Annotated in this window: 11 protein-coding genes; 1 reads left to right on the forward strand and 10 read right to left on the reverse strand. The window is 56.4% G+C overall.

The genetic code is table 11. From position 1 onward, the window contains the following. Positions 1–71 precede the first annotated feature (71 nt). Both ACGS9J_RS09005 and ACGS9J_RS09010 read right to left on the reverse strand, forming a co-directional pair. A complete protein-coding gene (locus ACGS9J_RS09005; RefSeq protein ID WP_442230585.1) occupies positions 72–1,523 on the reverse strand; it encodes a M20 family metallopeptidase in 1,452 nt (483 codons plus the stop codon). Then, on the reverse strand, positions 1,520–2,836 hold the full coding sequence (locus ACGS9J_RS09010; protein ID WP_442230586.1) for a M20 family metallo-hydrolase: 1,317 nt from the start codon (positions 2,834–2,836) through the stop codon (positions 1,520–1,522). The genes ACGS9J_RS09005 and ACGS9J_RS09010 overlap by 4 nt, the downstream gene beginning before the upstream one ends. Before the next feature lie 274 nt (positions 2,837–3,110). Here ACGS9J_RS09010 and ACGS9J_RS09015 point away from each other — a divergent pair, with 274 nt between their 5' ends. Next, positions 3,111–4,007 (forward strand): LysR family transcriptional regulator, encoded by an 897-nt coding sequence (locus tag ACGS9J_RS09015; protein ID WP_442230587.1) that lies wholly within the window; start codon positions 3,111–3,113, stop codon positions 4,005–4,007. Between the two features lie 30 nt (positions 4,008–4,037). Here the strand turns inward: ACGS9J_RS09015 and ACGS9J_RS09020 are convergent, their stop codons facing one another. From ACGS9J_RS09020 to ACGS9J_RS09055, 8 genes are all read right to left on the reverse strand, one after another. Further along, complete coding sequence (locus tag ACGS9J_RS09020) at positions 4,038–6,167, reverse strand: TonB-dependent receptor family protein (protein ID WP_442230588.1); 2,130 nt, start codon at positions 6,165–6,167, stop codon at positions 4,038–4,040. 161 nt (positions 6,168–6,328) lie between these two features. Continuing rightward, positions 6,329–7,408, reverse strand: coding sequence for an ABC transporter substrate-binding protein (locus tag ACGS9J_RS09025; protein WP_442230627.1), 1,080 nt, complete (start codon positions 7,406–7,408; stop codon positions 6,329–6,331). Positions 7,409–7,551: 143 nt separating this feature from the next. Next, positions 7,552–9,699 carry a phosphocholine-specific phospholipase C gene (locus ACGS9J_RS09030; protein WP_442230589.1) on the reverse strand — a complete coding sequence of 716 codons (2,148 nt, stop codon included), beginning with the start codon at positions 9,697–9,699 and terminating at the stop codon, positions 7,552–7,554. Positions 9,700–10,016: 317 nt separating this feature from the next. Further along, the gene (gene queF, locus ACGS9J_RS09035; protein WP_442230590.1) at positions 10,017–10,859 is read right to left on the reverse strand and encodes an NADPH-dependent 7-cyano-7-deazaguanine reductase QueF; all 843 of its coding nucleotides are present in this window, start codon (positions 10,857–10,859) and stop codon (positions 10,017–10,019) included. Continuing rightward, positions 10,837–11,733 carry a queuosine precursor transporter gene (locus ACGS9J_RS09040; protein WP_442230591.1) on the reverse strand — a complete coding sequence of 299 codons (897 nt, stop codon included), beginning with the start codon at positions 11,731–11,733 and terminating at the stop codon, positions 10,837–10,839. The genes queF and ACGS9J_RS09040 overlap by 23 nt, the downstream gene beginning before the upstream one ends. Further along, complete coding sequence (locus ACGS9J_RS09045) at positions 11,734–12,348, reverse strand: helix-turn-helix domain-containing protein (protein WP_442230592.1); 615 nt, start codon at positions 12,346–12,348, stop codon at positions 11,734–11,736. A 609-nt stretch (positions 12,349–12,957) separates the two neighbouring features. Then, positions 12,958–14,253: a cytosine permease gene (locus ACGS9J_RS09050; RefSeq protein ID WP_442230593.1), complete on the reverse strand. Its 1,296-nt coding sequence runs from the start codon at positions 14,251–14,253 to the stop codon at positions 12,958–12,960. Positions 14,254–14,273: 20 nt separating this feature from the next. After that, the gene (locus tag ACGS9J_RS09055; RefSeq protein WP_442230594.1) at positions 14,274–14,963 is read right to left on the reverse strand and encodes a helix-turn-helix transcriptional regulator; all 690 of its coding nucleotides are present in this window, start codon (positions 14,961–14,963) and stop codon (positions 14,274–14,276) included. Positions 14,964–14,980 lie beyond the last annotated feature (17 nt).

Genomic DNA, 14,980 nt, shown 5'->3' on the forward strand with positions numbered 1-14,980 from the left:
TTATTTTTTATTATTTGATTTATTTATAATTATTTTCACAGACCCGTTGGCGGGCCTGTGTCGTACGGTCTTTATTTTAACGGTGAAGGTTTAACCCCTGCCGGGATCGGGCAGCTGTAGGGATGTTCGGCGCGCTGGCGTTCGAACTCGCGGCGGCAGTCCGCCAGCAGGGCGCTGTCGCTCAACAGATCGATGGCGGTGGCCGCCATCACCTTGCCCGCCAGGCACATGCCCTTATGGGCGATAGAGGTACGGCCTTGCGCCACCAGTTGCCAGGTGTGCAGCGGGGTGCCGAGCGCAAAGCACGGGCTGAAGCACTGAGCGGTCGGTGCCACCCAACTGACGTCGCCGACGTCGGTGGAGCCGTACAGCAAATCTTCCGAGGCCACATAAGGCGCGACCTCATCCATCAGTACCTTGTCGCCCAGGTTCTGCACCCATTCGCGTCCGGCTGCCCCGCCAGTCCGGGCGATATTCAGCTTGGCATTGCGCAGGTCATCCTTGTTCAGCGTTTGGCGGATCTCGCTGGCGAAGCTGCGCTCCTCTTCGCTGTACTCCGGCAGACCGAAGTCACAGACATGGCGATACATCACCTGCTCCATGCTGCGGTTCGGCACATAGTTGGAGCAGGCCTTGTCGAAACGCACCGTCATCTGAGTGTCGGTCATTAGCGCCGCGCCCTGGGCAATGTTGATCACTCGCTGGTAAATATCTTGTGCTTGATCGAACTGGGGTGCGCGGATCAGGTACAGCACTTCGGCGTCGGCTTGCACCACATTGGGCGAACTGCCACCGGTATTGGTCACCGCATAGTGCAACCGCGCCTCCTGCACGATGTGCTCGCGCAGGAAATTGGCACCGGTGTTCATCAACGTCACCGCATCCAGCGCGCTGCGGCCAAGGTGGGGGGAATTGGCGGCGTGCGCGGCGATCCCCTTGAACTGAAACGCCGCCTGAATATTGGCCAGGGTGCTGGTATTAAACATGCCGCTGAAACCTTCGGGGTGCCAGGTGAGGGCGGCGTCGACGTCATCGAACAGCCCTTCGCGCACCATAAAGGTTTTGCCGGAACCGCCTTCTTCGCCAGGGCAACCGTAGAAACGCACGGTGCCGGTCAGATGCTGTTGCTGCATCCAGGCTTTGACCGCGAACGCCCCCGCCAGCGCGGCGGTGCCCAGCAGGTTGTGACCGCAGCCGTGGCCGTTACCGTTTTCGACCAGCGGTTGCGGCGTGGCGCAGCCCGACTGTTGGCTTAGCCCGGCAAGGGCATCGTACTCGCCTAACAGGGCGATCACCGGCTGGCCGCTGCCATAGCTGGCGATAAACGCCGTTTCAATGCCGCCGACGCCGCGTTCAAGGGTAAAACCTTCCTGCTCCAGCGCATCGGCCAGCAGGGTGGCGGAGTAGGTTTCGGTAAAGCGTGTTTCCGGGTGATCCCAGATGCTGTCGCTCAGTGCGCTAAAACGCGGCTGGTGCTGGTCGATGTAGTGATTGATAAACGCCAGCAGTTGCGGATGGCTCATGCTTTGCTCCCAAAAGTCGGCAGGTTCAGCGCCAGCGACGCCAGCGTTTTCACTGCCACCGCCATGACCTGTTCGTTAAAATCAAACTTCTCGTTGTGGTGCCCGGCGCTCAGTTCGGTGCCGAAAATCACGTACGAGGCCTGTCCACCGTGCGATTTCACCCGCTCCATCATGTAGGTCGCGTCTTCTGAACCGGCGGCCTGCTCGCGGCGATCGACCACCGAACTCAGTTCGGCGATGTCCTGCGCCTGTCGGTGAATGTAGTCCACCCAGGGCTGGGTCGGTTTGCTGCTCTGCGCCGCGCCCATCAGCGCGATATCGCATTCAACACCGTGCATTTTTGCCGCGCCCTCAATCACGTTTAGTGCCTGCTGGTAGACAAACTCGTTGATGGCATTGGTGGCGCCACGGGTTTCTACCTTCATAAATGCCCGGTCGGCAATCACGTTGCGGCCGGTTCCGGCCTGCAGTACGCCGACGTTGATGCGCGAGCTGCCTTCGCTGTGGCGCGGGATGGCGTACAACCCCAGCGTGGCCTGTGCCGCCGCCAGCAGGGCATTGCGGCCGTCTTCCGGTTTGGCCCCGGCATGGGCGGCCACGCCACGGTAGGTGACGTCGAGCTTACTCGTCGCCATAAAACTGTCGCTGCCGCACACCAGTTCGCCGGCCGGTACACCGGTGCCGATATGCACCGCAGTGAAGAAATCAACGTCGTCCACCACGCCGGCCTCCACCATGGATTTTGCCCCGCGAGTGCCTTCCTCCGCCGGTTGGAAAATCAATTTGATGGTGCCGTTGAGCTGAGGCTCCAGGCTTTTGAAGACGTGCGCCAGCCCCAGGCCAATGGTGGTGTGGCCATCGTGACCGCATGCATGCATCATGCCGTTGTTACAGGAGGCAAAACCTTCGCGGAACGGCAGGTGATCCGGCTGCAGCTTTTCGTTGAGATCGAGCGCGTCCATGTCAACGCGATAGGCGATCACCGGGCCGGGGCGGCCGGTATCCAACGTGGCGACAATACCGGCGAAACCGCCGGAAAAGTGTGGCAGCCATTTCTCCAGCGCGCCTTGTTCACGGGCGCGCTGCTCCTGGGCCAGCAGATCCTCGGCCGAGGGCAGCCCCATGCGGGCGTCGGCGTTAATCACTTCACGGCCGAGTTGCAGGCGGTAGCCCAGCTTATCCAGCTCTTCCGCCACCAGAGTTGCGGTGCGGAATTCAAACCAGCCGGACTCGGCGTAGCGGTGAAAGTCGCGGCGCCAGGCCTGCAACTGCGGGTATAAATCGGTCACCAACATCGAAAGCGGATTATTCATCGGGATATCTCATAAGTTATCGCGCCCAGGCAAATGCCGGGCAGCAGTGGTGCGCTGAACTGAAATCAGACGGTGAAGCCATTTAATGAAAAAAAAGACGTATTTAGTGACTAACTGCCGTGAATAGCGCTTATCGGCGCAGAAAATGCGCTTAATTAAGCGAAATAAGGATTTGGTTATTTATTATGTTTTTTTCGAATGTACACAATGGAATCAGGCTAAATAAGATGCCAATATCTTGCTATTGATAAACAACGGTTATCGCTATTTGCCTATGCCAGCCTCAATAAAATTGCACCAATTACGTGCGTTTGTAGAAGTCAGCCGTCAGGGCAGCATCCGCGCCGCCAGCCGCACTTCACGCCTTTCCCAGCCGGCGTTAACCAAGTCGATTCAGGAGTTGGAGCAGGTGCTGGGGGCCAAGCTGTTTATCCGCCGCAGCCAGGGCGTGGTGTTGACCGACTGCGGCGATAACTTTTTCCAGCATGCCAGCCTGATCCTCGAAGAGCTGCGGGTGGCGCAGGAAGATATTCAGCAACGGCTGGGGCTGGCGGGCGGCTCGGTGAATATCGGTGTAGGCGGCAGCATTGCGCGCACCGTGATGCCGCAAGTGATCACCCAGTTTCATCGTGAATACCCGAAGGTCAAAGTGCGGATTGTGGAGGGGCAACTGGTGTCGATGATCCCGGAGCTGCGCCAGGGCGAACTGGATTTTACCGTCAATACCTATTACCCCAGCAGCCTGGACAATGAATTACAGTACGAACGGCTGATGGAAAAAGAGTACAAGGTGGTGGTGCGCAAGGGGCATCCGATGGAAGGGGCAACGTCCCTGAAACAGCTGCAGCACTGCGACTGGACCATGCCGACGCCCAAAGGCAGCTACTACCGTCTGCTGCACGATCTGTTCGGGGATTTGGGGATGGCGCCGTCGATCAGCGTGACCTGCGAAACCTTTATGGCCTGTACCAGCCTGGTGGCGCAGAGCGATTTCGTCAGTATTTTATCGGTAGATGTGATCTCTGACCCGATACTGGGCAAGCATCTGGTGCCGCTGGCGCTGGAAGAAAGCCTGCCGCAGGCGACGTTTTACCTGATTCAGCGTAAAGACACCACCTTGACCCCGATGGGCGCACACCTGGCGCGCTTGTTCCGGTTGTACTGCCGGTGAAGTCAGCGCCCCCGAAGAGGGCGCTGATGCTTAGAACGCCACGGAACCCTGCACGAAGAAGGTACGCGGTTCGCCGACGTATTTGCCGAAGTTGTTGTCGTTGGAACGGGTGAAGTAGCGCTGATCGAACAGGTTTTTCACCCCGGCACCCAGCGTCAGGTTCGACAGCTGCGGCCCGAAGTTGTACTCCCCACGCATATTCCACACCATATACCCGGCGATGTTGCCAAACTGGCCGTCGGCGCTTTCCTGCGTGACGTAATCCGGCCCGGTACCCGGTGAATGCTGCTTGGACTGGGCGTAACTGTCCAGATTCCATACCCAGTTGCCGGTGGCGTAGCGGGTGCCGAGGGTATAAACCTGACGCGAATAAAACGGCAGATCTTTACCGGCGAAGTCGCCTTTATCGGTGCTGGCCTTGGTGTAGGTGTAGCTGGTGTAGACGCTTACGCCATCCAGCGCACGGTTCAGTTCGCTGAGATCGTAGCTAAGCGCCAGCTCGATCCCCTTGTGCTTGGTGGCCCCCATGTTGGTCCAGCCGACATCGTTGCTGATGTACTGCAACTGGTTATCGAAATCGATATAGAACAGCGTGGCTTCGGCTTTGACGATGGTGTCGTCATAACGGGTACCGAACTCGTAGGTATGGGCTTTTTCCGCCGTCAGGCCCGGCGCCGGTTGGTTGCCGTCACCGCCCTTGGTCAACTGGAAGTACTGCATGCTGCCGAACGAGGTGTTGGCGTTGGCGAACAGCTTCCAGGCGTCGGACATGTGATACATGACATTCAGTGACGGCAGCGGTTCGCTGTAGCTCTTCTCGCGGCTGATGTTGTTGAACGAATCGTCCACATGGGTGCGGATGCTTTCATAGCGCAGGCCCGGCGTCACCGTCCAGTTGCCGACGTTAATCGTATCGTCAATGTACAGCGCGTGGGCCGCAGTGCCGCCGGAGGTGTGCTGGTAGTAATCCGGCGTTTCCGGCGTGGAGCCGATATCCGCTGGGTTGTACCAGGCAGAGCGCGACGCTTTCTCGTCCATGGTTTCATTCAGGTAGCGGTAACCGAGGGTGATCTCGTGCGCCATGTCCCAGAAGCGGAATACCTGCGAATAGCTGGGTTCAATCGCCCAGGTGGAGTAGTGGCGCGGGTAGGACACCATGCGCTTCAGGCCGGCGTTTTTACCGGTGCCTTCCGATTCGATGCTGCTGCCGCGATAGCTGTCGGTGAAGTAAGTCAGCACTTCGAACTGTTTGTCGTCTTCCTGATGCTTATATTTGAACGACATGTCCTTGCGGCGGCCTTCGAACTGGTCCCACGGACGGGTGGACTGGAACGGGTTTTGCGCGTACTGCTCGCTGCTCAGCCCGCCCGGCATGCCGGATTTTGCGTCGTAATAGTGGAAATTGGCCAGCAACTCATCACGATCGGTAAACGCATAGCGCGTTTTCAGCATGAAATCGTCGATGTCGGTATTGTCGTTGTTGTCGCGATAACCCTGACCGTGCAGCCCGGAATACAGCAGCTCCGCGCCGAAGCCGTTGTCGGCGGTGCCGCCGAGCGAGGTGCTGGTCAGGGTTTTCAGGCCGCCGTGGCTGGCACCCTGGGTCTGTACGCTGGCCGCGCCACCGAAGGTTTTCGGGATATCTTTGGTGACGAAGTTAATCACGCCGCCGACGTTTTGCGGCCCGTAACGCACCGCACCGCCGCCGCGCACCACGTCAACTGACTGCAGATTGCCAATCGACAGCGGTGCCATCGACAGCTGCGGTTGGCCGTAAGGCGCTACCGCCAAAGGGACGCCGTCCATCAAAATGGTGGATCGTGGAGAAAGGCGGGAAGTCAGGCCGCGCACGCCGACGTTGAGCGAAATGTCGCTGCCGCCGGTACCGTTGCTATCGCGCACCTGCACGCCAGGCACGCCGCGCAGCGTATCGGCAATGGTCTGGTCGCCTTGTTCATGCATTTGTTGTTCGGTCACGATGGAGCGCGCACCGGGGTGGTTGAGCAACACCGAACTGGTATCCGGGTTATCCAGCCAGTTGCCGACCACGGTAATGTTGTCGGCAGGTGCATCGTTTTGAGATTTATTATCAGCAGCAAGGACTGGCAGCGCCATGGCAACGGAAGCCGCCAACAGCGAAAGACGAAAAAGAATTGACATAATAATGCCTTAAAAGTTTCGAACCCGGATGTATTTTTTAGAAATGACAATCTTAATGATAATTATTGGCAAGTAAATAGCTTTGTTGCGGAATAATTCAACGGGTAACCAAAGGCGAGGAAAGGGTGTCAGGGCCCGGCCGGCGGGCCCCGAGCGGGGGATTATTTTGCGGTGACCCAAAACACGCCGCTGTAATCCAGCGCGGTGAATTTGTGGTGCACCATTTCAATATCCGCTTGCGGATCAATATCTTTAAATAAATCCGGGTGCAGGAATTTGGCGATGGCCTCGACCGCAATAAAATTCAGCGGCGTGTCATAGAACTGGTGATAGATCGCCATCACGCGTTTTTCTTTTACCGCCTTCAGCACGTTCAGGCCGGTACGGTTCATCAGTACCGCCAGCTTTTGCTGCGTGGTGGCCGCATCGGTGGCGTAACCCAGTGGCACCGCCAGCGTGCCTTTATGACCGCGGCTCCAGTCGGCACCGGTCATCAGATAGAAGTCCGGGTTGCTGGCGATCATCTGCTCCACGTTCACTTCGCCGCCCATTTCCGGGAACAGCTTGCTGCCGATATTGTTGCCGCCGGCAGTATCAATAAACTGGCCAAAGCTGCCCTTGCCGAAGGTGTTGCAGCATTGCTCGCCTTTCATGCCGGCGCTGCGTTCGATAAATACGCTGGGGCGCTGCTCCGGCTTCAGCGTCGCCACCCGCTGGCGTACCAGATCCAGGCGCTGCTGATAGAGCTGGATAAAGGCGTCGGCATTTTGCTGCTCGTCAAACACCTTGCCCAGCAGTTGCATGCTGGCGACGGTGTTGGTCAGCGGTTGCTGGCGGAAGTCGATAATCAGCACCGGGATGCCGATTTTTTCCAGTTGGGCCAGCACGCCGCTGTCCTTCAGTTTACTCAGCAGGCCAATGTCGAAAATGATCAGGTCCGGTTTGCGCACTACCGCGCTTTCTACGCTGAAATCACTGACGTAGGGGTTGTCGAAGGTGGGGATCTGCATCACCTGCGGGAATTTTTTCGCATAGGCTTCCACCAGATCCGGCGCTTTCACCTTCAGTGAGTTATCCCAGGCGATGATATTTTTCAACGGCTCCTGCGGATGCAGGATATTCAGCGCCAGCAGTGCGCGAGCATCGGCCAGGATCACCCGCTTGGCGGGTTGCGGCAGAGTCACTTCACGGCCTGCGACGTCGGTCACGACGATCGGCGCCGCCTGAACGGCACAGGCCATCAGCAGGGCGCAGGCGGCCAGCCAACGGCTGGCTTTGGCAATAAGAACGGCGGGCATGGAGATCCTTGGGCATCGGGTGTTGAATAAAGAAGCCAATGATAATCCATATCCTTTCGCTTTTTGAACACCCTCGTGCGGATATCTCAGGCTTTGCCCATCAACGGATCGCTGACGCTGTGCTCGCCGTTCTCCAGCCGCCCGGCCAACCGGCGTTGCCAGCCGTGTGGATCTTGCAGTGAAAGATCGTACCAGCCCCCACTGGCCTTGGCGTCAAAGGCCTGTTGGTGGCGGCCCCCCGCAGGCAATTCAATCGACCAGGGGCCGTTTTGCGTATAGGGGCAACGGGCGATAGTCACGGTCATCGCCTGGCTGGTGGGGTTGGTGAGCGTCAACGACAGGCGATTGCCTTGCGGAGTCAGGCGGACTTCCGGCTGCGGCCGCTGAACGTTACCGCGCAGTTCACGGTGAAAGCCGTTGGGGCCCAGCAGCCACAGGTGATACTCATCCGCCGTCTGCCAGTTATCGCTGACCGCTTTACCGGCTTCGACGGTGTAGCGCCGTGGGATTTGTTCCAGATCCAGCCGATCGTAAACGTGAAAGACCGCGCCCTGCGCCCCGGTGTTGTACAGGTTGAGCGTCAGTAACTGCTGTTCGGGGGACAGGCTGTCTTCCACATGCAGTTGGTAAGGCAGGGCGCGCGACGGGCGTGCCAGCCGTGACTGGTGCGGCAATTGCTGTTTATCCGGTGCAGGCAGAGGCACCTGCGGTAATTGCTCCTGCCGTTGGCGCAGGTTGTCTGCGGCATGGCGGTTGGTGGCCGGCAGGCTGGGCAAGGTTTCCCCGTTGGGATCGACAAAGTTGAACGCCGAAGTCAGATCGCCGCACACCGCCCGTCGCCAGGCGCTGATATTGGGCTCATGCACCTGAAAGCGCTTCTCCAAAAATTGCAGCACCGAGGTGTGATCGAACACCTGGGAATTGACCCAACCGCCGCGGCTCCAGGGGGACAGCACCAGCATCGGTACCCGTGGCCCAGGGCCATAGATGCGGCCGTCCGGCGGCGGTTGCTCCTGTGAACCGGGCGGGGCGACATGCTGGAAGATTTCACTGTCGAACGGCACCGTCGATTTACCGGCGAAACTGCCGTCTTCGCGCAGCGACGGCGCGGAGGGGGAAGGCATATGATCGAAAAAACCGTCGTTTTCATCGTAATTGACCAGCAGCACGGTTTTGCTCCACACCTCGGGGTTCTCCGTCAGCGCATCGAGGATCTCCTGGGTAAACCAGCCCCCCTGCACCGGGCTGGAAGGCCCTGGGTGTTCCGAGTAGGCCGCCGGGGCGATGATCCAGCTCACCTGCGGTAATTTGCCCTGCTGCACGTCGGCGCGGAATCCGGCCAACATCGCCTCCAAATCGTTGCCGTCCGCGGCCGGCAAGGTGTTGCCATTGCCTTTGTACAATGGCGCTTCGGCGTTCAGTTCGTCGCGGTAGGGCACAAAGGCGGTGAAGTCTTTCGGCGGCTGCGCCGGGTTGCCCACTTTAACGCTGGCGGCGCGGTACTGACGGAACCCCACCAAAGGGTTGTCGGTGAAGTTATCCGGCAAAAACTGATAGACCTTCCAACTGACACCGCTGGCCTCCAGCCGTTCCGGGTAGGTTTGCCATTGGTAGCCTATCTCGACCGGGCCTGGGCTGTCCCATTCGTTGACCACCACCGCGACCTTGGCCGCCGTCGGGCCGTTGGTGCCGGTCCAGTGGAACAAACGGTTGGTATTGGTACCGGCGTGGATCGAGCAGTGGTAGGCATCGCACAGGGTGAAGGTTTCGGCCAGCGCAAACTGGAAGGGCAGCTCGTGTCGACGGTAATAGCCCATCGAGGTCGGTGTTTTGTAGGTCGGCCAGGCGCTCATGCGGCCGTTGTCCCAGGCCGATTGTTCATCCACCCACGAATGCGGCGTGCCGCTGACCCGCTGGGCGTTACCGCGCTTGCTGTCCAGATGGTAAGGCAGTATCAGCCGATCCTCCCCTTGCTGTTGCCAGACATGGCGGCCACCGGGCAAGGGAATGGTGATGCGATCGCTAAAGCCGCGTACGCCGGGCAGGGTGCCGAAATAATGGTCGAAGGCGCGGTTTTCCTGCATCAGGATCACCACGTGTTCGACATCGTTAATCGTGCCAGTACGGTTATTGGCCGGGATCGCCAGGGCTTTGCGGATCGAGACGGGTAACAGTGAAAAAGCCGATCCGATGGCGGCAGCCCGCAGTATTTCTCTGCGCGAAAAGTCAGGCATGCGTCGTTAAACTCCCCAGGGTTTGTTTTGAAGATAGTGCTTAACGACGGTAATGGCGAAAAATAACAAGGAGATGAATCGGGGAAAAATAATGTCCCGCATGGGGTAATGCCGGTCAGTTAAGCAAAGTTCTGAATAAGAATGTACGACGTTGTTTAAGTGGGCGTCCCCCTCTCCAGAGGGAGAGGGCCGGGGTGAGGGGGCTTTTACGTTGGTATGTATCCCCTCACCCTCACCCTAACCCTCTCCCAAAGGAGAGGGGACAATATCGCCTTAACTGACAAGCATTACCCGCATGGGGGCATTGATAGGAAGGCTTATTGTCTGATCAGGCGGCCGAGGGTCGGCGCCGTTTCGAAGTTGCTGCGGAACGGGTTGATGTCCAGACCGCCGCGACGGGTATAGCGGGCGAAAACGCTGAGTTTTTCCGGCCGGCAGCTTTGCTTGATGTCGTTGAAAATACGTTCGACACACTGCTCGTGGAACTCGTTGTGCTGACGGAAGGAGATCAGGTAGCGCAGCAGGCGCTCGCGATCGATTTTCCGGCCCTGATAGTGGATCACTACGCTGCCCCAGTCCGGCTGGTGGGTGACCAGGCAGTTGGATTTCAGCAGGTTGGACGACAGGGTTTCGGTTACGATTTCCGCCTGTTCATCTGCTGCACCGTGCAGATATTCCGGCTTGAAGTCGAAGTCGTCCACGGCGATATCCAGGTCGTCGATATTGATGCCCGGCAGGCGATCGATCTGCGCCGAATAGCCGTCCAGCCCCGGATAGAGCTTAACCCCGACCTGGCCATTGGCCGCTTGCGACAGGTCTTTTTGCATCGCGGCACTCACCTGTTCCACGCTGTCGAAACGCGTTTGGTTAAAGCTGTTGAGGTACAGTTTGAAGGATTTGGACTCGATCAGGTTGGTGGAAGAATGGGGCAGGGTGAATTCGCCAATGCCCACCACCGGCTTGCCTTTGGCGTTGAGCCAGGAAAGTTCGAAGGCGGTCCACAGGTCAAAGCCGCTGAACGGCAGGTTTTGTTCATCTACGCCGATCAGATCCCGACCGCGTGCGCGCGGCAGGGCTTCAAGCAATTCGGGAGCATACTGGTCCGGATAATCGGAGTTTGCGCCAAGATGGGTGATTTTATCTTGTTTTTTGATATGCATATTCATTGCTCCTTGCATGATCGGTATTGATATAGCGGTTAAACAGGCTGCGAGCGGCGTAAATCGGCCCGACACCCACCAGGGCGTAGACCACCTTGATCAGGAACTGTGACAGGATCATGGTTTTGATGATATCCCAGCTCAGGACGTTGTAGAACGCCAGCGTACAGAACACCACGCTGTCGATGGCCGAGGCGACCACGGTGCTGGTGATCACGCGCACGAACAGGTAGCGGGAGTTGGTCAGCTCTTTGATTTTGCACAGCAGGTAGGAATTGACGTTCTCGGAAATCAAATAGGCCGCGGATGAAGCCACCAGGACCGCCATGATGCTGTGGACGATACCGTCATAGGTCTTGCTGAATTCCCACTGCGGAATGCTCGGCACCAGCGTGGTAGCCCAGACGCCCAGCACGAAAATCAAATTGGCCATAAACGAGATGATGATGGTGCGCCTGGCCAGCCGCAACCCGTAAAACTCGTTCAGAATATCCACCAGAATAAAGGTGAGGGGATAAATAAAAATCGCCGGGGGAGTGATGAGGTTCAATGCGGGAATTTGAATCGGTTTGACGCCACAGAGGGTTGAGAAGATATAAATCACGCTGAGTGCTACGGTAATGATCAGGTAGGCGTACCAGGAGCGTTCGTGACGGTCGCTGAGCTCATAGGCGGTTTGCTGTTGATTGTTACCGTAGATTTTGCGGTACAGCGCCTGCAGCTCATGTCGACTCAAATCTTCCGATATTTCGCTGTCGGCCAGCTCATTGAGCCCCATGGTGATGGTTTTGCCGGTGGCTAATACCATGACATTGGCGGCCAGGGTGCCATGCCGGGTAAAGCCCAATAGCTTGAACTTTTGATTCGGTTCCATTTATAGCCGTTCTCCAAAGATATAACCCAGGAATTGCACGGGATCCTGATGATTTTTTTCCATGCCGTAATCTTCTTTGTCGTTAACCACAAAGAAGCCGTTTTTTCCCGAGTGATACAATAAAGGCGAATCGCAAACCAGCACCGGCGGGCGTTTTATAATAATGACCTCGCCTGGAATAAATGACCCTTTTATTTCGGTCTCTATTTTCATTGCTACCATATTTGACTCATCGCCGAAGAAATAAGTCAAAGGAAACTCCGTCACCAGTTGCCCCACCTTCCAGGTGGCCACCGATAAAAACCGCGACTGGGGGATAACGGGAACCGCGGAAGGGTTTTTATTGCCTTCGGTGGAAAGTGTCTCGTTGAGCAGTTCCAACTTTGCCAGATCATAATCTTCGATCTCTTCACAGGAAACGCCAAAGAAATCTGAAATTCGGTTGACGGTGGCCTGTTGCACGTTGTTGACCCGTCCGTCGAGAATTTTATAGATGGTGGTGCGCGTCAGACCAGTACGGTTAGAGAAGGATGCCTTGGTTTCGCCGCGGGTGCGCATCAGATATTCAATATTTTTAATGATGTTGATTTTGCGTTGGGCGTTAGTGGTCTTCATAAGCATTCCTTACAATATTCTGGCCGGCTTTACTATATCGCACGCGCCGACATTGTCCAGAACTGACGCGGGAAACGGGGCGGTAACCGGCTGATTAATCATTGGAAATGGAGTTTTATGCGTCACGCATCACGCCAAATAATGCTTTTATCATGATGAGTGAAATGTAAAACAAAGGTAATTAAATATAAATCAATTGGTTAGCTTGTGGATTAGTAAAAGTAGACACAAAAGTGAGTTTTGTGTCTACTTTTGTGTTGACCAGGGCGGTTTATGTGAGCTACTGTTCATCCACACTGAAGTGTTTCTTGACGGTCAAAACAGTTAATAAATGATTGTCTAACGACTTCTATAATAAAAAGCTCAGGGAGGGAGGCGTTTCCATTCTCTGGGTATTAAAGGATGTTTTAGCTACCAACACCAGGGATCCCCATTACGTCTTCAGTTTTACCGCCGCAGTAAAAAAACCGCTTTCGTATTGATGCCAGTCGGCTTTTTAGCCGACCGATATCAATTTGTTGCGCCTAAAAGAGGCTACGGCAATATCACCGCCCCCCCTTTCTGTTCCGATTATCCCCACTCCCCAGCGCGGGAGAGCAGGGACATCAATCAGCTTTGTGCCGGTGCCGGTTTCTGAGAACGGCTGGTGGCCAATTTAAACACCCAATATAACAGGCTGGCGGCCAGCAATGAGTTAATGGTCGGTACGCCCCACTCGGTAACCAAGCCGACGATGCTGCCGGCAATGCTGGCGATGATCGCCGCCCAGCCAATGGTTGGCGTCTGGTCCGGCAATTTCCCTTCGCGGCGGCTCTCGTCGAGAATTTTACGGTGAGTGCGCAGCAGATAATAATCCACCAGCATGACGCCGATAATCGGCGGGAACACCACGCCAAGCACCGTCAGGAAGTCGACGAACCGATCCAGGATCCCCAGCACCGACAGCGTGGTGCCCAGCACGCCGATCACCAGCGTGGTGGCGGTGTACTTCAGTCTTTTACCCGTCATGCCCTCGACGGCGTTAACGATGCCGAGTGAAGAGGAATACAGGTTGAGATCGTTAACCCTGAGGGTGGAGAACACCACCACCAGCAAGCCTGCGCCACCGGCGACCTGCGACATGATGGTAACCACATCCGCCGTGCCCAGCGTTTTGGCAATCAGTATCGCCAGGCCGTTAACCACGAACTCCCCGGCAATAATGGTGAAAATGGTGACGCCAAAAACATGCTTGCCGTTCCTGGAGTAACGCGTCAGATCGGGCGTCATCAGGCTGGCGACAATGGCGCCGCCGACCACGATGGTGATACCGGCGCTGATCGACAGCGGCTCACCCGGTGGCACCAATTGGATAATCTCCGGCAGGTTGTGGCCGGTGAGGGTGATGATGGAGATATAGGCCACCAGTAATATAAACATCGGTACCGCAATCCTGGCGGCGATGCGCAGCGCTTTGAAGCCGAACGCCACCAGGATGGTCAGCAGGGTGCCGGACAGGCCGGCCGCCAGGCCAAAGCCCAGTTTATTCCCCAGCGCAAAATCCAGCGACTTGGCGAAAATGGCGTTTTGAATGCCAAACCAGCCCAGTAGGCTGACGGCTACTACCACGCCGATCAGCACCGACCCCAGTCGGCCAAAGCCGCACCAACGGGCCAACAGGCTACCGGAGATCCCTTCGCGCATGCCCGCCAGCCCGAGGCCATAGGTCACCACGCCAAAGATCAGGCTGCCGATGAAAATGGCGGTGAAGGCATCGAACAGCGTCATGGAGTGGCCCAGTACGGCGCCAAGCATAAACTGATCCAGCGCGGTCAGCATGCCCATATGCACAATGGCTACGCTTAAAAACGAGACTCTTTTATCCTGAGGTACCCGGGTTAACGGATAGTCTTCGATTTTGATCACAGTGAGGTATTCCTTGCGAATTAAATAAACTGGATGCCTTTAGCTATCAGGCGATCGGGAATATAGCTGTCCAGACGCGCATATTTGCAAAATTCCTCAAACTGCTGTTGCGTATGAACATCAGATTTTTGATAGATGTTATATATTCTGTTTTCTATGGTTTTATTGCTGATGTTATATATTTTGGCGATTTCTTTCGCCGACAGCCGTTGCAGCATTAAAAATATAACGTCAAGTTCGGCACGGGTGAAAATAGTGTTGTTAGTTTCTGTGGTCAGGACGCTGGGTTTTTGATGGTTGATATAGTTAAGCGGGGATAAGGTGTTAAGCGGCTTGGCGTTCCACATCACCCCGAACACTTCTTTTTTATCGTTGTAGATAGGCAGTTTTTCGCTGATAAACGGCGTCAGGCTGTCTTTCCCGTACCAATAATGCGTTTCTATCACGGCGACCCGATCCCGCGAGATCTCGGTCATTTTGTCATGTTCTACAAAATCGGCCGCCGATTCGGCCCAGTCGGCGGGGAATTCGTCGTCTCGCTTACCGGCTATATCAAAATTCAATGGCGTGTTGGTATAGAGGTAGGCGGCCCGGTTCATGTAAATATGACGGGATGCCAGGTCCTTAATGCCCCAGGGTTCACTTAAGTGTTCCATCATGGCAATCAGGCCTTTCAAATAGAATTCATTACTTTTATCGGGCGAATCCATTCTGACCTCACCGACGG

Origin of the sequence: Serratia quinivorans (assembly GCF_052113645.1) — a bacterium.
In the GTDB taxonomy this organism is placed as follows: Bacteria; Pseudomonadota; Gammaproteobacteria; order Enterobacterales; family Enterobacteriaceae; genus Serratia; species Serratia quinivorans_B.